Origin of the sequence: Ensifer sp. 2TAB8, assembly GCF_052115125.1 — a bacterium.
In the GTDB taxonomy this organism is placed as follows: domain Bacteria; phylum Pseudomonadota; class Alphaproteobacteria; order Rhizobiales; family Rhizobiaceae; genus Ensifer.
Window position 1 is genome coordinate 63,349 of sequence record NZ_JBFRGB010000028.1, and the last position, 22,974, is coordinate 86,322.

Here is a 22,974-nt window from a genome sequence, read left to right on the forward strand (position 1 = left end):
CTCATACGGCCTCTCCCGCCGTTGCGCGTTCGGCCGCGCTGAGGCGCTCCTCGAAATAAGCGATGGTGCGTTCGAGCCCGTCACGCAACATCACCTTCGGCTCCCAGGCGAGCTCGCTCAGCGCGTGCGAGATATCGGGACGGCGCTGGCGAGGGTCGTCGACCGCCGCCGCCTGATGAACGATGCGCGAGCGCGAACCGGTCATAGACCGCACCATTTCCGCCAGCTCGAGAACGGTGAACTCCCCGGGATTGCCGAGGTTGATCGGTCCGATGCAGTCATCGGCCGAGACCGAAAGCCGGAGAAAACCGTCGATCAGGTCGTTGACATAGCAGAAGGACCGGGTCTGCTGCCCGTCGCCATAGATCGTCAGATCCCGGCCGAGAAGGGCCTGGACGACGAAGTTGGAGATCACCCGGCCATCGTCCGGGCGCATGCGCGGACCGTAGGTATTGAAGATGCGCGCAACCTTGATCCTGACCCGATGGGAACGGTGATAATCGAAGAACAGGGTTTCGGCCGACCGTTTTCCCTCATCGTAGCAGGCACGCGGACCGATCGGATTGACGTTGCCGAAATAGACCTCGCGCTGCGGGCTGAGGAGCGGATCGCCGTAGACTTCCGAGGTCGAGGACTGGATGACGGTGGCGCCAGTGGCGCGCGCATTTTCGAGAGCATGCAGCGCGCCAAGGACGTTCGTCATGAGAGTGCCGACCGGATCGGCCTGATAGTCGGGCGGCGATGCGGGGGAAGCAAAATTGAAGATGACGTCAGCGTCGATCAGGTAGGGCTTGCGAACGTCGTGGTCGACGATGTGGAAATGCGGATTCTGCACCAAGTGAGAGAGATTTTCATGCCGTCCCGTTGAAAAATTGTCGAGACAAATAACAGTATGACCTAGAGAAAGAAGTCTTTCGCAAATATGAGAACCGAGAAAACCGCCTCCGCCTGTTACTAGTATTCTTCTTGGTATTCCTGCAATCTTCTTTAGAAACTCCCGTTGCCCGACGACAGACAACGGCCCCGGAGAGACCTTTCGCATGCGCACCTCCAATTATTGTACACACCATTCCTCATGGTGATTGGAGACGGGCTGCCTATAGAAAATATAATAAGGACTTTGTTCTTTATTACAAATTCACGCACAACCCGACATAAAAAGAAATCGACAATTCATCCACATATCTACTTATATTCACTTTCAATATTAGCTAATTATCAAATAACCAATGACGCGTCAACTAAAACAACAAGGAATGATACAATATCATCTGAAATAGGAATGAATAATTAGAAACAATAATTACGGATAGCTACATTTATTCTAAAGACAATAATCATTTAGCTGTTTGTTAACCATAACATAATTACAAATGATTATAAACTCGTGATGAGATCTACCGTTGTCAAGGGAGGGTTAGACCGTCACGCGATGCCGGTCGAAGATTTTCGCCATGGCGGCCACACGTCGCCACAAACCAGGTCACGGGATACCCGGCGTCTCCATGCGCAGGCCAATGCCAACGGCTGCGCTCTCGACCGTGTCGAGGCACAGAAAAGGAAAAAGGGCTCACTTGGCAGATGCCGCCGAACTTAGTTCTTCCAGCGCGACGAAAGCGTGTCGCTACCCCGTTCGGCCGCTGCATCGTTGGTGAAGTAACGCGATGCCGCCTCCGTGCGGTTGCGGACGTTCATCTTCTTGTAGATGTTGCGCACGTGAACCTTGACGGTGTTTTCTGACAAGCCAAGACGATCGGCGATGATCTTGTTTTGCGTTCCCTTGCAGATCAGGTCGAGAATCTGAACCTCACGGGTCGTCAATCCATCAGGCCCGGCATCGCGCTTGCGCCGGCCCGAGCCTCCGGCCGCGCCCGGCCCGGACAGCTCACCCCGACGGCCATAGAGGCTGTTTGCGCCGAAGGGCTCTGGCGAAAGCCGCCGCAGCAAGGCGGCCGGGAAGTGCTCGCCTCCCTTCATCAGCAAATCGATGGCTGCGAGGCAGACGTCCAGGTTCAGGTTCAACGGCAGAACCCCGTGGATCAAGCGCTCTTCGACGAAGCCAGCAATCGACGGATCGAGTTCGTCGGCGTTCTCCACCACCAGACCGATCGAGGTCTTGGGGTGAAACTCGTGAATGGTTCGCAGGATTGCTGGAAAAGACTTGGCCGGCATCCGATAGAGCATGATCAACGTCACATCGACGAGACTGCCGTCCAACAGATTGTCCGGATCGGAAAAGCAGACGATGTCGTGCCCTTGAAACCGTGAACCGACGGCCTGCATCAGGCACTCGGCAAACAGATCGATCTTGGCGAGCATGACGATCTTTTTCTTTTGCGACAAAGCCTTGTTGTTTTCTTCAAAATCACCAACGCTGGAGCTTCCAGGATACATTACGCCCTCCTAGGATTTTTCCATTTGTTTTTATGGGTGCTGCGGTTTTCCGCGGCGCACCATACTTTCAGAAAATTTATTCGGAACCACTATGCATCACGACGTCTTCCCGCCCCAGGAAAATTCGCGATAGCTAATGTAACGTAAAGATCTTCAATACGAAACAACCCAAAAGGATTAGAGGCACTTCATAGGCCTTCTTAAATCGTTATAAATCGAACCATCTTTGGGTTACACTGCAATCGGACCACTTATCGGAACGCGAAAAGCAGCATCAAGGCGGCAGCAATCGCTATTCCGTAGGACATGGCTCCCCATCCATTTCCGCGACAGACAGCCCTGCCGTTGTGAAAAAATGGATTAGCGGCTCAGGTATTCCCGCCGCAGGCTACCCACTTCTCGAGACTGATATACCTAAAAATACTTCCTTCGGGCTACCGAACTTCGTCTCGGGTGATGCCGACCGACCGGTCTCACGAAAAAAGAGGGAACACAACCGCCCTCCTGGCGCTTGCGGCTGCGCCGGCATGCGCGGATTTTCACGCAGGAACAACGGCTTGGGGCCGCGGATTACGCCATAAACGGTCAATAATTACAAACCACTAACCAGAATTGGTATCTTCCGCATGTCCACATTCGGAGTCACATTGGCGTTTCGTTCCTGAGTATGAACGAAATAAGCCGGGCACCGGAGGATCTTTGCTCCGCCATTCCCTTTTAACCCGGCGCGTGGCGTACGTGTAAACCTGAGTAAACGCAAAGAATACATTGATCGATTGCGGACTTCGATCCGTCAAGAAATTTTAAAAAAGCATAAAATTCGAAATGTATTTTAAAGAAAGCAATACAAATCAGGTTAAAATATTGAATATTCTTAAGAACGGAGCCAACCCCAGTAAAATACCGTAAGATCTAAGGGTATTTGGTGTTGGCTCCTTTTTAATCAAAACCACCGTCTCAGCGCCCTCGAAAGGGCCGTTCCCCACACCCTCTTCAGTCTTCGCTCTCGCTCCAAACGAGTGCCTTCAGTTCTTCCCGAAATGCGAACCGGACAATGTGACTTTCGACGATGTCCTTGCCTCGCCGCAACGCCTCGGCATCCGGAGCCTCAACGACGAAGCACAGCTGGTCGCCATTCGCGATCATACGCGCCGTCGCCCCGCCCGGCATGGCCGCCACGGCGTCCGTCTCCGTGTACTCGACCGCTATCTTGTGCGCGAAATGTTTCGACATCTGCTGGAGGTATCGGGACGCCCGCTCCGTGGTGAAGCCGCTGGACGCTTTCGGCATGATCTGTTCCTGTCCTGTCTCTTAAAAAATGAAACGGCCGCGAACGATATGTTCCCGGCCGATCCGATCCACGCGTACCAGCGAGCTATCGCCCGCAACCGTGCTTACTTCTCAAGCGCCTGGGTGAGCTGGTCGACGATGTCCTGCTGCGACTTCAGGCCCGACGCCGTCAGATACAGCTTGGCGGAGTCGAGATAGACCACATGGCCGTCCTTCCAGGCCTTGGTCTGGCGGACCAGTTCGTTGTCGAGCAGGGCGGCCGCTGGCTGCGCCTGCTGGCCGATCGCCGCGTCGCGGTCAACGACGAAGATCCAGTCGGGGTTGGTCTCGAGGATGTACTCGTAGGAAACCGCCTGACCGTGAGTGGCCACCTGCAGCTCCGGATCGGCCGGCTTGATGCCGAAGACATCATGCAGCACGCCGAAACGCGATCCCTTGCCATAGGCACTGATCTTGCCGCCGGTCGTGAGCAGGATCAGTCCGGTGCCCTTCTCTGCCGCAATGCCGCGGAGATTTTCGATCGAGGCGTCGAGCTTGTCGACGTTTGCCTTGATTTCCGCTTCCTTGCCGAAGATCTGCCCGAGGATCTCGGCATTCTTCTTGACGCTGCCGATGATATCCTTGTCGTCGGAGGTCAGATCGATCGTCGGCGCGATCTTGGCGACTTCGGCGTATTTCGCCTGCGAGCGACCCCCGACGATCACCAGGTCTGCCTCCGCCGCGTTGATGGCTTCGTAGTCGGGCTCAAAAAGCGTGCCGATCTTCGGATAGCTATCCGCCTTGTATTTTTCGAGCGACGGCGGGATTGCCGAGCCGGGAACGCCGGCAACCGGAATGCCGAGCATATCCAGCGTCTCCAGCATGCCGAAGTCATAGACCAGCACGGTCTTCGGGCTTTTCTCCACGTTGGTGACGCCGCTGCTGTGCTCGATCTTCAGCGTCTCGGCCAGGACGGGCGCGCCACCGGCAATCGCCAGTGCTGCCGCGACGGCGAGGCTGCGCAGACCATTAGAAAACGGAGATATAATCATGACTATTTTCCTCATCTTTTATCGGTCGTCGTAGCGCGATTTTCCGATGAGAGCAATGCGCAGGCTCCACGTGCCGAAGATGTCGCAGAAAACTTGACGAAGCCAATCATATATAAGAGTAAGACGGGCCGTTCGCGAAGTGCCACGACGCGACGGCGAGCTTGGCTTTTCCGTGGGGAGCGTCGAGCGCAAAACGGACAAGGGACATGCAGGCGGTAGCCAAAACGAACAACAGGCAGAACAGGCCCGAACGATGAAACCGGTCCTGATCGCCATTCCCGTCATCCTCCTGCTTGCTGCCGCCAGCATCTTCACGGGCGTCGGCAGCCTCGCCGCAGCCGACGACGGCCGCGGCTGGTTCCTGGTTGTCGAGAGCCGTCTGCCGCGCACGCTTGCGCTGATGCTCGCAGGCGCCGGTCTCGCGGTTTCCGGCACGATCATGCAGATGCTGGCCCGCAACCGTTTCGTCGAGCCGTCGACGGCCGGCACGGCCGAGTCCGCCGCGCTCGGCATGCTGCTCGCCATGCTCATCGCTCCCAACCTGCCGGTCGCCGGCAAGATGGTTTTCGCGGCGCTGACGGCACTTGCCGGCACCGCCCTGTTCCTGCAGATCCTGCGCCGCATTCCCCTGCGCTCCGCGCTGATGGTGCCGCTCATCGGTCTCATGCTCGGCGGCGTCGTCAACGCCATCACCACCTTCGTCGCCTATCGCTACGACCTGATGCAGTCGATGGGCGCCTGGATGTCCGGTGACTTCTCGGTGGTGCTGCGTGGCCGCTACGAGCTGTTGTGGATCGGTTTCGCGCTCACCCTCGTCGCCTATGCGACCGCCGCACGCTTCACCGTCATCGGCATGGGCGAAGCGATCGCCCGCAATGTCGGCCTCAACTACGACAAGGTCGTAACGCTCGGGCTCGCCATCGTCTCCATGGTCACGGCAACGGTCGTCGCCACCGTCGGCATGATCCCGTTCCTCGGCCTCGTGGTCCCCAATATCGTCAGCCTCATCATGGGTGACAATCTCAGACGCACGCTGCCTGTCGTCGCCATCTCCGGCGCCGGCCTGGTGCTCGCCTGCGATATCGTCGGGCGGCTCGTGATCGCGCCCTACGAAATCCCCGTGGGAACGGTCATGGGCGTTATCGGCAGCCTGATTTTCCTCCATCTCCTGCTTTCGAGGCGATCCCATGCAGGCTGATGCCAGGAGGCTTTCTCCGTCCACCGTCCTGATTGCGTCTGCCTTGCTTGCCCTCGTGTCGCTGGTCGCTTTCATGACCATCGGTGCCAAGGGAAGCTGGTCCTTCCTGCTCTCCTTCCGCGGCACGAAACTGCTCGGCATGGTGCTGGTCGCCTACGCGATCGCGGTCTCGACGGTCCTGTTCCAGACGATCTCGGGCAACCGCATCCTGACGCCATCGATCATCGGCTTCGATGCCATGTACACCCTGCTGCAGACGATTATGGTGTTCTTCCTGGGCGCTGCGGGCGCCAGCACCCTCGATCCGCAGTTGCAGTTCCTCGTCGAAACGGCCGTCATGGTCGGCCTCTCGCTTCTGTTGTTTCGAGCACTCTTTTCCGGCGCCAGCCGCGGCCTGCATCTTCTGATGCTGGTCGGCGTCATCCTGGGCGGCCTGTTCCGCAGCCTTTCGTCGTTCCTGCAGCGCATTCTCGATCCCAATGAGTTCGTCGTGCTGCAGGACAGGCTGTTTGCGAGCTTCAACAGCATCGATGCCAATCTGCTCGGCATTGCCGCCGCGGCAACCCTCGCCGTGACCTTCGTTCTGTGGCGGCTTTCGCCGACCTTCGACGTGCTCGCTCTCGGGCGCGAAGCATCCATCGGCCTCGGCGTCGATCATCAGCGTGTCGTCACTCTTCTGCTGGTGCTGATCGCGGTTCTGGTGTCGGTCTCCACCGCCCTGGTCGGACCGGTAACCTTCTTCGGCCTGCTGGTCGCAAGCCTCGCCTGGCAACTGACGCCGACCGCCAGCCACCGCTTCGTCCTGCCGATCGCCGTCTGCATCGCGATTGCCACGCTCGTTGGTGGTCAGGTCATCCTCGAGCGGCTGTTTTCCTTCAACACGGCGCTCAGCATCGTCATCGAATTCTTCGGTGGCCTTGTCTTCATCTTCCTGCTTGTCCGAGGCTCCACCCGATGATCGAAATCCAAGAGGTGACGAAATCCTACGGCGGCAACGCGGTCGTCGACCGGGTGTCGCTGACCCTGCCGACCGGCGGCCTGACGTCGATCATCGGCCCGAACGGCGCCGGCAAGTCGACACTGCTATCAATCGTCAGCCGGCTGATGCCGATGGATACGGGCAAGGTGCTGGTCGACGGTCTCGACGTCAGCCGCACAGCCGGCGACGTGCTGGCCCGGCGGCTCTCGATCATGCGCCAGGACAACCACATCACCGCCCGCCTCAGCGTACGCGATCTCGTCGCCTTCGGCCGCTATCCCTATTCCAAGGGGCGGCTGACCGCTGCCGATGCCGAACATATCGAGCGCTCGATCGCCTATCTCGGGCTCGAGCCTTACCGGAATCGCTTTCTCGACGAACTCTCCGGCGGCCAGCGCCAGCGCGCCTTCATCGCCATGGTGCTCTGCCAGGACACCGACTACATGCTGTTCGACGAGCCGCTGAACAATCTCGACATCAAGCATGCGGTCGAGACAATGAAGCTGTTGCGGCGCCTCACCGACGACTTCGACAAGACCGTGGTCGTCGTCCTGCACGACATCAACTTCGCCTCGGCCTATTCCGACCGCATCGTCGCAATGCAGGCCGGCCGCCTCGCCTTCGAGGGACCGCCGCAAGACATGATCGTGCCGGCCCGCCTGCGGGCAATCTTCGACGTCGATTGCCGAGTTCACGCCGTCGGCGAAACGCGCCTCGTCAACTATTTCGATTAAGCGCCATGCGTCCATTGCACCATGCATGCTCTGGCCGAAACACATAAAGCGCGCTGCACGGAGAGCCCCGACAGCGCGCTTTGACCGTGATCGTAGCGGCAGGAGACAATACGCTAGCCGGCGGTCGCTCCTGCGCCCTCCTTGCCGATCCGGGCCGCATCCGCCGCATGATCCTCGTCCGTCACCGAAGAGAACCGTTTCAGCCAGCGACCCATTCTCGTGTTGATGTCATCCATCACGGTAAACATCACAGGCACGAAGACGAGGCTTAATGCCGTCGAGGTAATGAGCCCGCCGATTACGGCGATTGCCATCGGTGCCCGGAAGGCGGCACCTGCGCCGACACCGATGACAGCCGGAACCATGCCCGCCACCATGGCGATGGTCGTCATGATGATCGGTCGGGCGCGGGTGACCCCAGCCGTCAGCAGGGCCGTGCGCCGGTCGGCGCCCTCGTTGCGGCACTCGATCGCATGGTCGACGAGCAGGATCGAGTTCTTGCAGACGATCCCCATCAGCATCAGGATCCCGATCATCGACGAAAGGTCCAGTGCCGCACCGAACAGGATCAAAGCCAGCGCCGCCCCGCCGATCGACAGCGGCAAGGCAACCAGGATGGTAACCGGCTGCAGGAAGTCCTTGAACAGGAGCACCAGAACCGCCGCGACCATCAGGATGCCGGCAAGCAGCGCCAGGGCAAAGTTGCGGAACATCTCCGACATGTATTCCGCGTCGCCATAATTGGCCTGCGACACGCCTGCGGGCAGTTCGGTCATGGCCGGAAGCGCCGAGATCGCCTCGAAGGCCGTGCCGAGCGTCATGCCGTTGAGGTTGGCCTCGACAGCGATCAGACGCTTGCGATCGAGACGTTCGACGCTGCTTTCCTCCGCGCCGAAGGAAACATCGGCAACCGAGGTCAACGGTACCACCGTGCCGGCATTCGTACCGACCCTCAGATTGCGCAGCGTGTCGACGTCGCCTCTGGCCGCCTGGTCGAGCATGACGCGGATCGGCACCTGGCGATTGCCGAGGTTGAAGCGCGCCGAATTGCTCTCGCTATCTCCCATCGTCGCGATGCGGGCGACGGTTCCGACCGACGTCACCGACACGCCGAGCCTTGCCGCCTCGTCGAACCGCGGCTTGACCAGAAGCTCAGGCGAAAGCAGCGGCTCGGTCGACTGGACGCTGACCAGTCCCGGAAGCTCACGCATCTCCTTCTCAAGGCGCCGCACCGAAGCCATCAGCGCCTCCGGATCGTCACTCGTCAGGTAGATGGAAAGGTCCTTGGCTCCCTGCTCCGACGAGAACGTCGCCTGGATATCGGGCGTTGCCGCCAGCAGCGGACGGAGCGACAATTCGAAGGACTTGCGATCGAGGGCGCGTTCCTTGCGCGGTTTGAGCTTGATGCGAAGCGACACCTCGTTGAGATCATCCGCCGTCGCCAGGACGTTCTCGACCTCCGGCCGCGCCTTGAGCTTGGCAACCAGATCATCGGAGATGCGCGCCGTCTCTTCGAGCCGCGTGCCGGGCGGCAGGGTGATCTTGAGCTGCGAAACATTGCTATCGTTCGTCGGCAGAAAGCCTGTCGGCAGCATGGTCAGAAGCGCGATCGAGCCGATGAAGATCAGTGCGACCATCGAAAGTGCGATCTTGCGGTGATCGAGCGTCCAGCCGAGCATGCGCCGATAGGCCTCGGCGATCCGCGACGGCTTGCCGGAATGGCCGTGGTGAGCCCGCGGCTGCAGGAGATAGGCCGCCATCAGTGGCGTCAGCAGGCGAGCAACCAGCAACGAGAATAGCACGGCAATCGCGACCGTCAGGCCGAATTGCTTGAAGTATTGCCCGACAGCGCCGCCGATGAAGCTGACCGGCGCAAAGACGGCAACGATCGTCAGCGTCGTTGCAACGATCGCCAGACCGATCGCATCCGCCGCATCGATCGCCGCAAGGAACGGGCGCTTGCCCATGTCCACATGCCGTTCGATGTTCTCGATCTCGACGATGGCGTCGTCGACGAGAATGCCGATAACGAGCGTCAGCGCCAGAAGGCTGATGCCGTTGAGCGTGAAACCGAGCAGGTCCATCAACGCAAAGGTCGGCAGGATGGAGAGCGGCATAGCAAGCGCCGAGATCAGTGTCGCCCGCCAGTTGCGCAGAAAGGCGAAAACGACGACGACGGTCAGCAGCGCCCCTTCAATCAGCGCCGTGACGGCCGCATCGTAGCTTTCCTGGGTATATTCAACGAGCGAGATCAGCTCCGTCATCTCGACGCCGGGCGTGCGCGCCTGGATTTCCTTCAACCGCTTGATGACGGCCTCGGCGACGACGGTATCGCTCGCCCCCTTGCTCCGCGAAACCGAGAAGCTCACGACGGGCTCGCCATCGAAGCGGGCGAAGTTGCGCGGCTCGGAGGATGTGTCCTCGATCGTCGCGATATCGGAAAGCTGCAGCCAGCGGCCGCTGGAAAGCGGGATCGAGAGCCGCGAGAGTTCCTCTACCGAGCCGGCACTGCCGACCGTACGGATCGATTGCTCGCGCCCACCGATTTCGCCACGGCCACTCGGGATGTTGGTATTGATTTCCCTGAGCGCAGTGTTGACCTGATCCGCCGTCACGCCGAGCGCCAGCAGCCGTTCGGGATTGAGCGAAACCCGGACTTCGCGGTTGACGCCACCGAGACGCTGCACCTTCTGTACGCCCGGCAGCGTCAGCAACTCGCTGGTGATCGTATCGTCGACGAACCAGGACAACTCCACTTCCGACATGTGGGGTGCCCGCACGGCGTAATAGACGATGGCGCTGCCGTCGACATCGAGGCGCGAGACGATCGGTTCCTGGATGGATTGCGGCAGGTCGGCGCGGATCTGGGCCACGGCCTCGCGCACGTCGTTTGCGGCCCGGTCTGGATCGGTCCCGATCTTGAATTCGACCGTGGTCGTCGACACGCCGTTGGTGATGGTCGAGCGAATGTGGCTGACCCCGACGAGGCCGGCAGCCACCCCTTCGACGCGGCGGGTCACCTGCGTTTCCATTTCGGCGGGCTGGGCGCTCGGCTGCGTGATCGTTACCGTCACGACCGGGAACGACACGCTTGGATTGGCATTGACCGGCAGCCGCAGGAACGAGGCGATGCCCATCAATGTGAGAACGACGAAGAGAACGATCGTCGGAACGGGCTTTCGGATCGCCCAGGCAGAAATGTTGCTGGTCATTGCTGCTTGCCCGTCTGCGTCGGCTGAACATCCTTCGCGAGGACCGCTTCGCCTTCGCGCAGCGACACGCCGGCCTTGAGAACAACCCGGTCGCCGGCCGCAAGCCCGGAGACGATCTCGACCTTGCCGCCCTGACGCATGCCCGGTTGAACCGTCTTGCGCGTCACTTTGCCGGCATCAACCACGAAGACCGAAACCTTGCCGTCGGGAGCCCCGTAAAGCAGCGCGGAATCATCGACCATGATCGCCTTGCGCTCGGCCACGACGATCTCCGCCCGGCCGAACGTTCCGGCAAACGGCGGCTTGCCTGTGTTCAGCGTGACCTGAGCGGTCCCGAGCCGGGTTTCGCGGTCGATCTTCGGATTGATCACCCGCACCTTCCCCACGATCCAGTCACTGCGTCCGGAAAGCTTGACCTTCACCGCCTGATCGACTGCGAGGAGCGGCAGTTCCGTTTCCGGCACTTCCGCCGCAAATTCGATCTCACCGTCGCGGATCAGCTTGACGAGCGGGTCCGCGCCCGCCAGCGCACCGGCGCGCGCAAGCCGCTCGGAGACGATGCCGGCGGCAGGAGCCACGATCACCGCGCGCTCGAGTTTGCGGCGCGCCTCGGCCTCGAGTGCTTCCGCCTGCTCGTAATCGGCCCGTGCGACCTTCACCGCCTGCTCGGCGATCGCGAGTGCGGAGACGCGCTCTTCGAGGATGGTTTCGGCCTGAAGGTGGCGCAATTGCCGGGCCCGGGCGAGCTTCCTCTGCTCCTGCGTCACGGTTTCCGCTTCGCGCGCCATCGTGGCGCCGGCGCGGGCGACCCGGCCTTCCGCCTCCCGCAGAAGGTTTTCCAGCATGTCGGTCTCCAGCCTGGCAATCACCTGTCCGGCAGCGACCCGGTCCCCGATCTCGACTTCGACTTTGGCGATGCGCTGGTCGGTCAAGGTCGTGCCGACCGCAATCTCCTCGCGAGCGACGAAGATGCCGGCGAAGGATCGCGTCCACGCCTGCGGGCGGCTGTCAGCGACGAGCGTCGACACGGTACGGCCGATTGCAGCACTCTCGACGGGAACGGACGCAGCCGCCTCCCCGGAGGCGCGCGCCACACCATCCGTCATGGCGAGCGCGAAGAGCGCAGCAAGGATGGCTTTCAACTCAACGGTACGTCTCATTTCATTGGCTTTCCATTGGTAAGGCCAGTCGGATCGGAAACACGGGCGCTCCAAGCTGCCGGCCTCGAGATCGGACAAACTGCGGCGAATAATTATTAGATCAGTCAATCTAATAATCTTGACGCATCAAACGCGACAATTGTAAGGCAGGATGGCGGAGTTCCTGTCGGCAAACGACCTTGACACTGGAGCACCACCCCACGAAATTAGAGTGCTCGGTCTAATAATAGGACTACCCGGCAAGGAGAACTGGCGATGCGCAAGGTCGACCCCGAGAAACACGCCGCCAAACGTCGATTGATCCTCGATGCTGCAATCAGCTGTTTTGCGCGCAAGGGCTTCCACGGCACGTCGACTGCCGAAATCTGTGCCGAGGCAGGCATGAGCCCGGGCAATCTCTTCCATTACTTTCCGACCAAGCACACCATTATCGCGGCGATCGTGGAGGTGGAACGTCAAGAAACGGCGGAGATTTTCCGAAAATTGGGTGAAGCCGAAGACCTCTTCGCCGCCCTGCTCGGTTTCATGGACAGCGTTCTCGAGCTTGCAGGCGATCCTACCTATTCGAGCATGGCGCTCGAAATCGCGGCGGAAGCGATGCGTGACGAGCGGATCGGCACGCTTGCCGCCGCAAACGACGCCGAACTTCAGCAAGCCCTGTCAGCCCTGCTTCGGGACGCAGCGGATCGAAACCAGGTCGATAGGACTGTGGATGCAGACCGTGCCGCCCGATGGATCGCCGCAATCATCGACGGCATTTTCAGCCGGGTCGCTGTCGACCCCGGCTTCAAACCGAAAGACGAGGGCGCGATGCTGCGGCTTCTCCTGACACGGTTTCTCCGCCCGCAGAACTGACGCCTTGCGAACGGAATGACGACAGCGGACACGTGTCGCCGCGATTGCGGATTGCAAGCTCCGCCGGCCTATGCCGGCGGAAGACTAATCCGGAAGCAGTATCAGGCGCGCTTCTGGATGATGCCGTAGACGATGTTGCGGTTGGCACCGAACTGGACGCGCGCATCAATGGCGGCCTTGCCCGCGCTCTTGTGGATGATGTTCCACATATCCGCCTCCGAACGCAAAAGCAGCGCCCAGTTCATGAAGGTCTCCATGTAGCCGTCGACGCCGATATCCTGGGCGAAGTTGGCAAACAGGAAGACACCGTTCGGCTTCAGCATCTGCAGGCAGCGATGCGTCAGCTTGATGGCCACCTTGTCGGCCAGATAGTCGTAGAGGCCGGCGGCATAGATGAAATCGAACTTGCCGAGCTTCTGGTCTCGGCCAAGCAGGCTGCGGACGGAGCCATCGACGGCTTCGATGCAGGTGCCAGAGAAATCGCGGCTGATCGAACCGACGCTGAGCGGATCCTGATCGAGCGCCACCCAACGCTTGATCCGGCGCTCCTGAAGCGCCACCGAACGATTGGCTTCGCGCAGATGTCCGGCGGCAATCGTCAGAATTTCGGCCTGGGAACCGCGGCTGGCGGCGATCTCGTCGACGTGCCGGGTCAGAAGGTCGCGACGCTCGCGCACCGCGACCGAGGAGGACGCGTCCTTCGTGTAGTCGTAAAGCGCTCGTCCGACCGGCGATGCCCGCTCGATCTCCTTGGAGACGCTCGCATGGCCGTAGATGAAGTCGAGCAGCTGCGCGTCGCCCGAGTATCCCCGGGGCTTTTCGGAGGACCACCGGGTGAACGGGTCCTGGAGGAAGTACTCCGCCACCGGGTGCGCCTGCGCGATCGGTATCAGTTCCTGCCAAACGTTCGGGTGGAACTTGGCCCTCGTTTCATGAAGAGCGGCTGCAAGCCGATCGATAATCCTCGCCGGGTCAGTCCCTTGCAGAAATTGCTCCTGAGCAATCCTGAGAATCACTGCGAGCTCGGCCCTGCCGAGCGAGAGCTGTTCGTCGTGCCGCTCGCCCCTGGGCGAAACGAACTCATCGGCCATCGCCTTGGGAGTAATCAGGCTTTGACCGTCGAAAACCGTTTGAAATTGGCGCACGCGAGACCATCCGTTAATGCTTTGTTAACAATGCTGGCGAAGATGCGCGCATTACGGGCCGGTTTGCAAGTTTTTGTATATAATAAGGTAAATTCTCGTGCTTCCTCCCTTTGGGTTATGTCTAATCCTAGGCGTTCCGGCCCTTTAATTTAACAAAACTTAATGGACACATCCTATCATCCCACCCCGCGCCACCCGCCCCTGTTGCAGGTTTAACGCGAGCGGCAAGTATGGAGTGTCCGAAACAACGTCCATTGATGGAAAAGCGACGACCGATTTCCGTTGACCGTGACGCAACTCGATGGATCAGTGCATGAAGCACACGTTGGCCGACGTAGTTGACATCGACCTGCACAAGCAGCCGCACCGGCCGCATTTGGCTGAGCTTCAGACGCTCTATCGAATGGAGGGCGAGGCCGGCCGCCGTGCGGCGACCAGGCAGGGCCTGTGGGTCGCGGTTGCCGTCTATCTGTCGTTTTGCGCGATCGACGTTCTGCTGGTCCCAGATGTCGCGTTCTATACGATTGTCGCGCGCCTCGTCGTCGGCATCGGCTCGCTACTGACCTTTGAGATTCTGCATCGCATAAAGGCCCGAACCAAGTGGCTCGACGGCACGTGCGCCGGCGCGCTGGTCTTTGGCTATATCGGCTGGCTCGTCCCTGCGATGATGACGGCTGACACCAGCAGCATGTCCTATTACATGATCTTCGGCGCCATTTTCATGATGGGCGCCAATCTCTTCTTCAGCTTCCGGTTCCGCCTCTCGGTTTTCGCCTCCGGGATCGTCCTGGCGACGTTCTTCATCGCCCTGTCCTTCTTCTCCGAGCACGATCCTTCCTATCTGATCGCGTTTGGAACCTTCTACGTTTCGTGTTTCATCTTCACCTCCTACGTAAACTGGAAGCTCAACCGCGAGCGCTACAAGGTTTTCCTGAACGCCTTCGAGGCGAAGATCCAGCAGAACGAAGCGTCGGAACGCGGCATGGCGCTCCTGCGGCTATCCAACACCGATCCTCTGACCGGCCTGGACAATCGCCGCGCCATCGACCAGCAGCTGCGCGACTATTGGAACGATTGGCAGAAGCTCGGAAAGAACTTCTCCGCCATGCTGATCGACGTTGATTTCTTCAAGAAATACAACGACTGCTACGGCCATCAGGAAGGCGATCGCTGCCTGGTTTTGGTCGCCAATGCGCTCGGCGAGGCAATCAAGGACTACAACGGCTCGATTGGCCGCTACGGCGGCGAGGAATTCATCATTCTTGCCCGCCTGGATACCCTGGAGCAGGCAGCCGAACTGGCGGAAGTGATCTGCCGTACCGTCGAAAACATGCGGCTGGTGCATGAGCAGCGCCGCGACGGCGTTTCCATCGTGACCGTCAGCGTCGGTGCCGCCTTCACCCGCAACCAGACCGGCGCCAAACTCGAGAAGATCATCCACGAGGCGGACCGCGCGCTTTATGCCGCCAAGGCGAGCGGTCGCAACTGTGCAAAGCTGTTCGACCCGAACGACCCGCAAAGCAGCGACGAGAGCGAAAACATCGCCGCGCTTCTAAAGATCGCGGTCGACCAGAACCTCGTGTCGCTCGTCTACCAGCCGATCAGAAACGTGATGACCGGCGAGGTCGAGGCTGTCGAAGCGCTGATGCGCCTGACGATGCTGGACGGCACGTCGGTTCCGCCGAGCCTTTTCATTCCGGTTGCCGAGCGGACCGGCGCCATTCTCGACCTCGGCCGCTGGGCGATCAAGACGGTCTGCTGCGAGCTCCTCATCGACAACCATATTCCGCTCGTCAGCGTCAACGTATCGCCGATCCAGCTGAAGACCCCGGGCTTTGCAACCTCGGTCGCCGCGATCCTCGGAGAGACCGGGGTGGCCGGCAGCCGACTTGCCTTCGAGATCACCGAAGGGCTCGAAATGGAGATGCATTCAGGTATCCTGCGCTGTATCAGCGACCTGGAAACGCTGGGCATCAGGATCTGGCTGGATGACTTTGGCACAGGCTTTGCCGGCCTTTCCTGGCTGCGCCTGATCGATTTCGATACGGTGAAGGTCGACCGGTCGTTCCTGCACGATTGCAGCTCGCCAAAGGGTCGCGCCATGTTGCAGGACATTATCGGGCTGGTGCGCAACCGCGGCCACAAGATCCTGATCGAAGGCGTCGAGACCGACGAACAGCTGGCGCTGATGCGACGTTTCCGGATCGACCAGGTCCAGGGCTTCCACGTCGGCCGGCCTGCGCCGGCAGAGGCTTTCCGCACGCCGACGGACAAGCCGCGCATTCCGCAGCGAAACGGCGCACGCTCCTAACAGGGATCGTGCGTGCCTGTCCCTCAATCGGGAACGCTCTTTTGAGGTCAATGTGCCCGAAATCCGGGATACCTGCTGGCCGCTCACGTTAAACCCAGCCGAAGCACAACTTTAGCAAAGCCCGCTAATACATATTGCGCTTTGCCCGGGTAGAGACGTAGGATACGGGAACTTACAGTGCCGCCGGATACAATCTAAAATTGTGACCCATGGGAGCGTGCATGGCCATGGAAAGTCGGCAGGACAGCCGGATCGAACCGGCAACTGCCCCACCCACCGACGCGGAAATTCTGGTGCAACTTGATCGAATTCGCCAAAGTGCCGAGTTCGACGCTCCGGAACGTGACCGTAAGTTCCTGACCTATGTCATCGAGGAAGCACTTGCCGGCCGAGGAGACCGAATAAAGGCCTACTCGATTGCGACCGAGGTCTTCGGTCGGGATTCTTCTTTCGATCCGCAGACGGATCCGGCAGTGCGGATCGAGGCAGGCCGCATTCGCCGGGCGCTCGAACGCTACTACCTCGTTGCCGGGCGGACCGATCCGATTATCATCAGCATACCCAAGGGCGCCTACGTGCCCACCTTCGAGCGCCGCGTTGATGTCTGGCTTCCGCCGGGCAAGGACGTGCCCCCAAGCGCCGGACGCAATCCGTCGGCTCTCCGTGCCCGGCGAGGAGCCTGGCTTGCCGCGGCAGCCGTTCTCGCCATCGGTAGCGGTCTGGGAGCGGCTGCACTCCTTCTTCCCAAAACGGAGACGGCCATCGTCCACACGCGGCCGACGATCCCGAAGATCGTCGTCACCCCCTTTGAAGATCTGTCGGGGACGTCCCAATCGGCGATGATGACCCGCGGACTGACGGACGAGGTCGTCGGCAATATTGCCAAATTCAGGGAACTCATCGTCGTCACGCAGGAGGGCCCTGACGGTTCGCAAGGCGGGCCAATTTTTGCCCTGGAGGGCCGGGTGCGGTTCGACGGCGAGAGACTCCGGCTCGTCGCCAGACTCATCCAGCGATCCGATGGATCCGTCGTATGGGCGAATACCTATGACGAGCAGCTGGAAGCCGGCAAAACCATCGAACTGCAGGTGAAGGCTGCAGCCGCGGTGGCCGGTGCCGTGGCACAGCCCTATGGCGCGATTTTCCAGGCAAATGCCACGGCGTTCAAACAGTCGGTTCCCGATGACTGGCAAGCCTATGCCTGCACCCTGAGCTACTACGGTCATCGTGGCGACGTCGGCGCGCAGAGCCGTGCTGGCGTGCAGGCCTGTCTGCAACAGGCGACCCAACAGACACCGACCTATGCGACGGCCTGGGCACTACTGTCGATGGCCTATATCGACGCCTTCCAGGATCGCCTCGACCATTCCACCCCGGCTACGCTGGAGCGGGCAGCCGACGCGGCAGCCCGTGCCGTGGAACTGGATCCCCAGGACGTGCGCGCTCTCGAGGCGAGGATGCTTGCCCTGTTCTTCCGCGGTGATGTCGATGCTGCCTTGGCCGTTGGCGCGCGCGCGCTTGCGATCAATCCCAACGACGCTGAACTCGCCGGCGAATACGGGTTCCGGCTGGCACTATCGGGCCAATGGGACTCCGGCTGCAAACTTCTATCGGAAAGCGTCGCCCGCAACTCTGGTCCCGCAAGCTATTTCGAGGCGGCACTCTCGGTCTGCTCCTACTTCGGTAGTGACTATGTCTCCGCCGAGCGATGGGCGCGCCTGGCCGATCTGCGCACCCATCCATTCTCCCGGGTCATGCTTCTGGCAACGCTGGGCAAGCTTGGCAAGGGCGCCCAGGCGCAGGAAGAGAGGATGTGGATCGAAACCAACCTGCCGGGCCTGCTGGAAGCTATCCCTCAGGAGGTCGCGCTGAGGTTGCGCCGTGCACAGGATCGCCAACAGCTTCTTGATGGCTTGCGCAAGGCTGGCGTCCCGATTCCCGAAACTGAATTCGAGCAGGCGCGCACCGATAGCTCGATCCACTGACAGGCCTGCGGTCAAACCGGCCGCGGCGATTGCGACGCATCGGGTTGCGGCTTTTGCCGCACGGTATCTCCCTGCATCCACACCATCAGCAGGTCATGGACGACACTGAGAACGATCGGCCCCAGGAAGAGCCCGATCAGTCCGTAGGACAGTGTCCCGCCGAGCACCCCGAGCAGAATGACCAGCGTCGGCGTCGAAAGCCCGCGGGCCACCAGGATCGGTTTCATCACATTGTCGATGACAAAGAGCGGGACCAACAGAATCGTCAGAAGCAGCGCTGGACCGAAGTCCATCGTCACCCATGCCCAGATGATCACCGGAAGCAGAACCAGAGCGGGCCCGATCTGGATGATGCAGAGGATGAGCACGACGAAAGCGATAGCACCCGGCGCCGGCACATGGAACAGGCCGAGCACCAAGGCACAGAGAAACGCCTGCAGCAGCGCAACGCCGATCACCCCTCGCGCCACGTTGCGGATGGTCGCCGCCGCCAGACGCAGGAAGCCGATGCCCCGGTCACCACCGATCCTGCCGGAGAAACGCTGTGCCATCTCCGACAGCCGTTCACCGGAGCCGAAAAGGAATCCGGCCACCAACACGGACACGACGAAGCTCAGCACCTCGGCGCCGATACTCGCAATCTTGCCGAGCGCCTTGCTGCCTGCCTGCATCAGCGAAGGCTCGAGCTTGCGCAGGAGCGCTTCGAGATTATCCGATGCCATGCTCCAGACCGCATGCAGCCGTTCGCCGATGATCGGCCAGTCGTGAACGTATTCCGGCGGTACCGGCACCCGGAGAGAGCCGTCGGCAAGTTTTGCAAGCAGCGCCTGGAGCCCTTCGGCGAAGCTGACGGCAATCGCCGTCAATGGGCCGACGATGACTGCCAGGCAGATGAGCGTGATGAGAAAGGACGCCAGTCGCCGCGAGCCGAGAAAACGGCCTAGCCGGGCATAGGCCGGGTAGAGTGCCACGGCGAGGATCGCTGCCCATATGAGGATGATGGCGAACGGAGCGATCAGCGTCAGGGCCCAATAGGCAAAAAGCCCGACGATACCAATCCTGGCGATATCCGTAATTTTCGCCTCGAAGGACGGGGGGCTGGTCGCTCCATCGCCCGCCGCGCCCGTTCGGGAAGGATCATCAGCCATTCTCGCCCCTCACCCCTAGATGTGGCACATCACCGTGCCGCCGCGGCTTATCGACGGCCCCGCATCTTGCCGAATCAAAGATGCCTGAGGTCTGCCCGGCAGGCAGCCAACATACCTCTCCCTATGCAACAGTCATGCGGATCGTACGCCCGCAACGGCCAATCGGCAGTAACATACAGTAGCATACGTCATCCGGGCTTCCCCGTCGGCGCGCCTCCTCTAGAGATACCAGTGACAGACGGCACTAGGAATATAAGCTGCAGCACGATCAAGCTCTCGTTGCGGCCGAAAGAGCGTCGACAGGGGGCTGTCACGCGCGCTTGTTCAAGCGCCCGCGCGCCTCAGCCAACAAAGGGAGGCTGGACAGATGATCAGGAAAACGATCATCGCGCTTGGTAGCGCAGTGACGATACTGGTTTCAACGCCCATCACCGCGGTCATGGCCCAGCAGACGGCAAGCGCACCGGCGGCCGAGCAGCAATCGGCGCCGGAACCACTCACCGACGACGAACTCGAAATCCTGGTCGCCCGCATCGCGCTCTATCCCGACGAGCTGGTGGCGCTGATTTCCGCTGCGGCGCTCTATCCGCTGCAGATCGTCGAGGCCGAGCGGTTCCTCGAGGCCCGCCAGAAGAAGCCCGACATGAAGCCGAAGGACGATTGGGACGGCAGCGTCATCTCGCTGCTCAACTATCCCCAGATCGTCAAGATGATGAGCGAGGACCTCGAGTGGACGCAGTCCTTCGGCGATGCGATCGCCAATCAGCAGAAGGACGTGCTGATCGCGATACAGCAACTGCGTGACGAGGCGGTCGCCAAGAACATCATCAAGTCCGACGACAAAGTAAAAGTGGTCCAGGAGGGCGACAACGTCGTCATCCAGGCAGCCAATCCTGAAACGATCTACGTGCCGCAGTATCCGCCGGAGATGCTGTACGAGCCGAATTATGCACCGGCGCCGATCGGCTACTATGACGAACCCTATCCGGCCTATTGGTATCCGGGTGCGGCCTTCTTTGCAGGTGCTGTGACCGGTGCTGCCTTCGCCGCGATCGTCGACTGGGACGATTGGGGTGTGTGGGGCGGCCGCTGGAACGGCGGCGACATGGACATCGACTGCAACAACTGCTTCAACAACATCAACGGCAAGGTCAAGTGGAACGACGTCGACTGGAAGAATGTCGATCGCAGCAAGATCAACTTCGACCGCGACCAGCTTCAGCATTTCGACCGAAACAGCATCAAGAACAACATCAAGGCAAACGGCAACAACAACCTGCGCAACCGCGCCGCCGAGATCAACCGTGATCGGCCGAACGCGCGGCCCGGCGGTGGTGGCGGCGGTCAGATCAGGGACGTGCGCAAGAGCACGCTTGATGGGCTGAAGGCCCAGCAGAGGCCGGCAGCCAGACCAGGTGGGGCCGGTGGCGGGCAGGCGATCGCAAAAGCGCGCGCCGGCGACGGCAAGCCGAGCATCAATCGTCCCTCGGGCAAAAAACCTTCTCAGGTCAACCGTCAGGGCGGCAAGAAGAAGATGGCCTCCAAGGCGCAGAACCGATCGAGAAACCCATCGGGCCTCGGCAACGTCAATCCCGGACGGCGCGAAATCAACTCGTCACGCCGCGGTGGCCAGAGCATGGGCGGCGGCCAGCGCGGTGGCGGGCGGCCACAAATGAGCCGCGGTGGCGGCAGGCCGCCGATTCACCGTGGCGGCGGCGGTCGTGGTGGTGGCGGCGGACGCAGACGTTGAACGGATCATAGGAGAACGACCATGGCAAAGCTCTTTCATCCGCTTCTCCTGGGAACGGCGATCGCCCTCACACTGGCCGCCGTACCGCTCAACGCATCCGCGCAGACAAAGGCGCCAGCCGATCAGGCACCAACGGATCAAATGGCGGCCGGCCTCGACACCTATGCGTCCGACGAAGATCCTCCGGTCTTCGATGACCCGGCCAAGGCGGTCGACGAATTCAAGGCGAAGCTCGCCGCCAATGACTTCGACGGTCTCGCAAAACTTCTCGGGCTCAATGCCGAGAAGCTGAAGGCCGGTGAAGGGGCGATGGATACCTTTGCGCTCGTCCGCGAAGGTGCCGCCCGCAATGTCACCGTGAATGATCTCGAAGGACGCAAGATTATCCAGATCGGCGATCGGCTCTGGCCGCTGCCATTCCCGATCACCAAGGGCGAAGATGGCAAATGGGCCTTCGACACCTATGTCGGGCTCGAGGAAATCATCAATCGCCGCGTCGGCGAGAACGAACTCGAAGCGATCGATACGGTACAGGCCTATGTCGACGCCCAGAAGGAATATGCCTCGCAGGACCGCGACGCCGATGGCGTGCTCGAATATGCCCAGAAGCTGATCAGCACACCCGGACAGACGGACGGGCTTTACTGGCCGGCCGATCAGGGCGATGGCGAAAGCCCCGTTGGCGACTCGATCAGCGAGGCGGCATTGGAAAAGGCAAAGGCCGGCCAAGGGTACTTCGGCTACCGTTTCCGCATCCTGACATCGCAGGGCGACAACATCGCCGGCGGCCGGTACGACTATGTCATCAACGGCAACATGATCGGCGGCTTCGCCTTGATCGCCTCGCCGGTCAGCTATGCCGAGACCGGCGTCAAGACCTTCGTCGTCAACCAGCAGGGCATCGTCTACGAACGCGATCTCGGGCCGAATACCGAAGAGATCGTGCCCTTCATCGATCGCTTCGATCCCGACGACAAATGGGACGTCGTGCCCGATTGAGAGGCAGTCGCAGCTGACGATTTTTTTGCCAGGCCGGACTTCCCCCAGCGTGCGTCGGAGGAAGCCCCATCGCTCAACATCGATTGTCGAGCTTGCGGCCTATTGTCGGTTGGCTCTGCTTCCCCTTGCCCAATTCTGAGCGGCATATGCAGCGAAACGCGATAGCGAGCCGGTCCGACACGGCCGGCGGTCAGTGATGCCCCCTCGGGGAAATGCGTCCTGACCCGATGAGCGACATTGGCAAGGCCGATGCCGAGCCCCTCTCCCGCCTTGCCGAATACAGATGCGGTAACGTCATTTTCGACGGACAGAATGAGCGCCTCTCCGACCCGGCTCGCCTGGATGTGAATTTCGACCTCGCCGACGGAACGGCCGACTCCATGTTTTACCGCGTTCTCGATCAGCGGCTGCAGGATCAGACTTGGGACCATGGCACCCTCGAGCTCGGCAGGGACGTCGATACGGACGACCATGCGGTCGGAAAACCGCTCTTTCTCGATATCGAGATACTCCCTCTGCAGGGCCATCTCGTCCACAAGCCTCAATTCGCGCATCGGATCGAGCTGCAGCGTCGACCGCAGGAATCCCGAGAGCGACATGATCACTCGCTCCGCCCGATGTGATGCCCCCTCCTCCCCTAGGGTCCGGACTCAATTGCACCAGTATGTGAGCGTGGCAGCGATTAGAGCTGCTGCGAGGAAATTTCTTGCCAGTTTGTCATACCGGGTGGCAATGCGCCGCCAATCCTTGAGCCTGCACCAGAGGCGCTCGACGAGGTTTCGG

General features: G+C 60.7%; 17 protein-coding genes and 1 pseudogene. 8 read left to right on the plus strand and 10 right to left on the minus strand.

Annotated elements, in window-relative coordinates; genetic code table 11:
• Nucleotide 1: 1 nt before the first annotated feature.
• The 4 genes from AB4Z53_RS30010 to AB4Z53_RS30025 all read right to left on the minus strand — a co-directional run bounded on the left by AB4Z53_RS30010 (nucleotide 2) and on the right by AB4Z53_RS30025 (nucleotide 4,715).
• Nucleotides 2-1,042, minus strand: coding sequence for a UDP-glucuronic acid decarboxylase family protein (locus tag AB4Z53_RS30010; protein WP_441599072.1), 1,041 nt, complete (start codon nucleotides 1,040-1,042; stop codon nucleotides 2-4).
• 551 nt (nucleotides 1,043-1,593) lie between these two features.
• Nucleotides 1,594-2,394, minus strand: coding sequence for a helix-turn-helix transcriptional regulator (locus AB4Z53_RS30015; protein ID WP_291165228.1), 801 nt, complete (start codon nucleotides 2,392-2,394; stop codon nucleotides 1,594-1,596).
• 993 nt (nucleotides 2,395-3,387) lie between these two features.
• Complete coding sequence (locus AB4Z53_RS30020; RefSeq protein WP_291165229.1) at nucleotides 3,388-3,684, minus strand: DUF2218 domain-containing protein; 297 nt, start codon at nucleotides 3,682-3,684, stop codon at nucleotides 3,388-3,390.
• A 104-nt stretch (nucleotides 3,685-3,788) separates the two neighbouring features.
• Nucleotides 3,789-4,715, minus strand: coding sequence for a siderophore ABC transporter substrate-binding protein (locus AB4Z53_RS30025; RefSeq protein ID WP_441599073.1), 927 nt, complete (start codon nucleotides 4,713-4,715; stop codon nucleotides 3,789-3,791).
• A 253-nt stretch (nucleotides 4,716-4,968) separates the two neighbouring features.
• On the opposite strand from AB4Z53_RS30025, the gene AB4Z53_RS30030 reads away from it, so the two are divergent.
• From AB4Z53_RS30030 to AB4Z53_RS30040, 3 genes are read left to right on the plus strand one after another with little or no spacing between them, the layout of a single operon-like run.
• The gene (locus AB4Z53_RS30030; protein WP_113535947.1) at nucleotides 4,969-5,913 is read left to right on the plus strand and encodes an iron chelate uptake ABC transporter family permease subunit; all 945 of its coding nucleotides are present in this window, start codon (nucleotides 4,969-4,971) and stop codon (nucleotides 5,911-5,913) included.
• Nucleotides 5,903-6,871: an iron chelate uptake ABC transporter family permease subunit gene (locus AB4Z53_RS30035; protein WP_441599074.1), complete on the plus strand. Its 969-nt coding sequence runs from the start codon at nucleotides 5,903-5,905 to the stop codon at nucleotides 6,869-6,871. Before AB4Z53_RS30030 ends, AB4Z53_RS30035 begins: the two co-directional genes overlap by 11 nt.
• Nucleotides 6,868-7,626, plus strand: a complete 759-nt coding sequence (locus tag AB4Z53_RS30040) for an iron ABC transporter ATP-binding protein (RefSeq protein ID WP_291163291.1) — start codon at nucleotides 6,868-6,870, stop codon at nucleotides 7,624-7,626. Before AB4Z53_RS30035 ends, AB4Z53_RS30040 begins: the two co-directional genes overlap by 4 nt.
• Before the next feature lie 113 nt (nucleotides 7,627-7,739).
• Here AB4Z53_RS30040 and AB4Z53_RS30045 read toward each other — a convergent pair whose 3' ends face one another.
• Both AB4Z53_RS30045 and AB4Z53_RS30050 read right to left on the minus strand, forming a co-directional pair.
• Nucleotides 7,740-10,838, minus strand: a complete 3,099-nt coding sequence (locus AB4Z53_RS30045; protein ID WP_441599075.1) for an efflux RND transporter permease subunit — start codon at nucleotides 10,836-10,838, stop codon at nucleotides 7,740-7,742.
• The gene (locus AB4Z53_RS30050) at nucleotides 10,835-11,998 is read right to left on the minus strand and encodes an efflux RND transporter periplasmic adaptor subunit (protein WP_113535943.1); all 1,164 of its coding nucleotides are present in this window, start codon (nucleotides 11,996-11,998) and stop codon (nucleotides 10,835-10,837) included. The genes AB4Z53_RS30045 and AB4Z53_RS30050 overlap by 4 nt, the downstream gene beginning before the upstream one ends.
• A 255-nt stretch (nucleotides 11,999-12,253) precedes the next feature.
• Between AB4Z53_RS30050 and AB4Z53_RS30055 the strand changes: the two genes are divergently transcribed.
• Nucleotides 12,254-12,853: a TetR/AcrR family transcriptional regulator gene (locus tag AB4Z53_RS30055; protein WP_441599076.1), complete on the plus strand. Its 600-nt coding sequence runs from the start codon at nucleotides 12,254-12,256 to the stop codon at nucleotides 12,851-12,853.
• A gap of 101 nt (nucleotides 12,854-12,954) precedes the next feature.
• Here AB4Z53_RS30055 and AB4Z53_RS30060 read toward each other — a convergent pair whose 3' ends face one another.
• Nucleotides 12,955-13,998 carry a class I SAM-dependent methyltransferase gene (locus tag AB4Z53_RS30060; RefSeq protein WP_441599077.1) on the minus strand — a complete coding sequence of 348 codons (1,044 nt, stop codon included), beginning with the start codon at nucleotides 13,996-13,998 and terminating at the stop codon, nucleotides 12,955-12,957.
• 313 nt (nucleotides 13,999-14,311) lie between these two features.
• On the opposite strand from AB4Z53_RS30060, the gene AB4Z53_RS30065 reads away from it, so the two are divergent.
• Both AB4Z53_RS30065 and AB4Z53_RS30070 read left to right on the plus strand, forming a co-directional pair.
• The gene (locus AB4Z53_RS30065) at nucleotides 14,312-16,309 is read left to right on the plus strand and encodes a putative bifunctional diguanylate cyclase/phosphodiesterase (protein WP_441599078.1); all 1,998 of its coding nucleotides are present in this window, start codon (nucleotides 14,312-14,314) and stop codon (nucleotides 16,307-16,309) included.
• A gap of 221 nt (nucleotides 16,310-16,530) precedes the next feature.
• Nucleotides 16,531-18,294, plus strand: coding sequence for a hypothetical protein (locus AB4Z53_RS30070; RefSeq protein WP_441599079.1), 1,764 nt, complete (start codon nucleotides 16,531-16,533; stop codon nucleotides 18,292-18,294).
• 11 nt (nucleotides 18,295-18,305) lie between these two features.
• Here the strand turns inward: AB4Z53_RS30070 and AB4Z53_RS30075 are convergent, their stop codons facing one another.
• On the minus strand, nucleotides 18,306-19,442 hold the full coding sequence (locus AB4Z53_RS30075) for an AI-2E family transporter (RefSeq protein WP_291165517.1): 1,137 nt from the start codon (nucleotides 19,440-19,442) through the stop codon (nucleotides 18,306-18,308).
• Nucleotides 19,443-19,809: 367 nt separating this feature from the next.
• Between AB4Z53_RS30075 and AB4Z53_RS30080 the strand changes: the two genes are divergently transcribed.
• On the plus strand, nucleotides 19,810-21,192 hold the full coding sequence (locus AB4Z53_RS30080) for a DUF3300 domain-containing protein (RefSeq protein ID WP_441599080.1): 1,383 nt from the start codon (nucleotides 19,810-19,812) through the stop codon (nucleotides 21,190-21,192).
• Between the two features lie 21 nt (nucleotides 21,193-21,213).
• On the plus strand, nucleotides 21,214-22,191 hold the full coding sequence (locus tag AB4Z53_RS30085; protein ID WP_441599081.1) for a DUF2950 domain-containing protein: 978 nt from the start codon (nucleotides 21,214-21,216) through the stop codon (nucleotides 22,189-22,191).
• On the opposite strand, the gene AB4Z53_RS30090 is transcribed toward AB4Z53_RS30085, so the two are convergent.
• Both AB4Z53_RS30090 and AB4Z53_RS30095 read right to left on the minus strand, forming a co-directional pair.
• On the minus strand, nucleotides 22,098-22,790 hold the full coding sequence (locus AB4Z53_RS30090; RefSeq protein WP_441599082.1) for a sensor histidine kinase: 693 nt from the start codon (nucleotides 22,788-22,790) through the stop codon (nucleotides 22,098-22,100). The genes AB4Z53_RS30085 and AB4Z53_RS30090 overlap by 94 nt on opposite strands.
• Before the next feature lie 51 nt (nucleotides 22,791-22,841).
• A pseudogene (locus AB4Z53_RS30095) lies at nucleotides 22,842-22,974 on the minus strand (IS5/IS1182 family transposase); the annotation flags it as partial.

Excerpts from the sequence above, each read along its gene's own strand:
- AB4Z53_RS30065 (WP_441599078.1), top strand. The coding sequence starts at position 14,312 with ATGAAGCACACGTTGGCCGACGTAGTTGACATCGACCTGCACAAGCAG.
- AB4Z53_RS30045 (WP_441599075.1), bottom strand. The coding sequence starts at position 10,838 with ATGACCAGCAACATTTCTGCCTGGGCGATCCGAAAGCCCGTTCCGACG.
- AB4Z53_RS30090 (WP_441599082.1), bottom strand. The coding sequence starts at position 22,790 with ATGTCGCTCTCGGGATTCCTGCGGTCGACGCTGCAGCTCGATCCGATG.
- AB4Z53_RS30050 (WP_113535943.1), bottom strand. The coding sequence starts at position 11,998 with ATGAGACGTACCGTTGAGTTGAAAGCCATCCTTGCTGCGCTCTTCGCG.
- AB4Z53_RS30085 (WP_441599081.1), top strand. The coding sequence starts at position 21,214 with ATGGCAAAGCTCTTTCATCCGCTTCTCCTGGGAACGGCGATCGCCCTC.
- AB4Z53_RS30055 (WP_441599076.1), top strand. The coding sequence starts at position 12,254 with ATGCGCAAGGTCGACCCCGAGAAACACGCCGCCAAACGTCGATTGATC.
- AB4Z53_RS30015 (WP_291165228.1), bottom strand. The coding sequence starts at position 2,394 with ATGTATCCTGGAAGCTCCAGCGTTGGTGATTTTGAAGAAAACAACAAG.
- AB4Z53_RS30080 (WP_441599080.1), top strand. The coding sequence starts at position 19,810 with ATGATCAGGAAAACGATCATCGCGCTTGGTAGCGCAGTGACGATACTG.
- AB4Z53_RS30010 (WP_441599072.1), bottom strand. The coding sequence starts at position 1,042 with ATGCGAAAGGTCTCTCCGGGGCCGTTGTCTGTCGTCGGGCAACGGGAG.
- AB4Z53_RS30040 (WP_291163291.1), top strand. The coding sequence starts at position 6,868 with ATGATCGAAATCCAAGAGGTGACGAAATCCTACGGCGGCAACGCGGTC.
- AB4Z53_RS30075 (WP_291165517.1), bottom strand. The coding sequence starts at position 19,442 with ATGGCTGATGATCCTTCCCGAACGGGCGCGGCGGGCGATGGAGCGACC.
- AB4Z53_RS30070 (WP_441599079.1), top strand. The coding sequence starts at position 16,531 with ATGGCCATGGAAAGTCGGCAGGACAGCCGGATCGAACCGGCAACTGCC.
- AB4Z53_RS30025 (WP_441599073.1), bottom strand. The coding sequence starts at position 4,715 with ATGATTATATCTCCGTTTTCTAATGGTCTGCGCAGCCTCGCCGTCGCG.
- AB4Z53_RS30030 (WP_113535947.1), top strand. The coding sequence starts at position 4,969 with ATGAAACCGGTCCTGATCGCCATTCCCGTCATCCTCCTGCTTGCTGCC.
- AB4Z53_RS30035 (WP_441599074.1), top strand. The coding sequence starts at position 5,903 with ATGCAGGCTGATGCCAGGAGGCTTTCTCCGTCCACCGTCCTGATTGCG.
- AB4Z53_RS30020 (WP_291165229.1), bottom strand. The coding sequence starts at position 3,684 with ATGCCGAAAGCGTCCAGCGGCTTCACCACGGAGCGGGCGTCCCGATAC.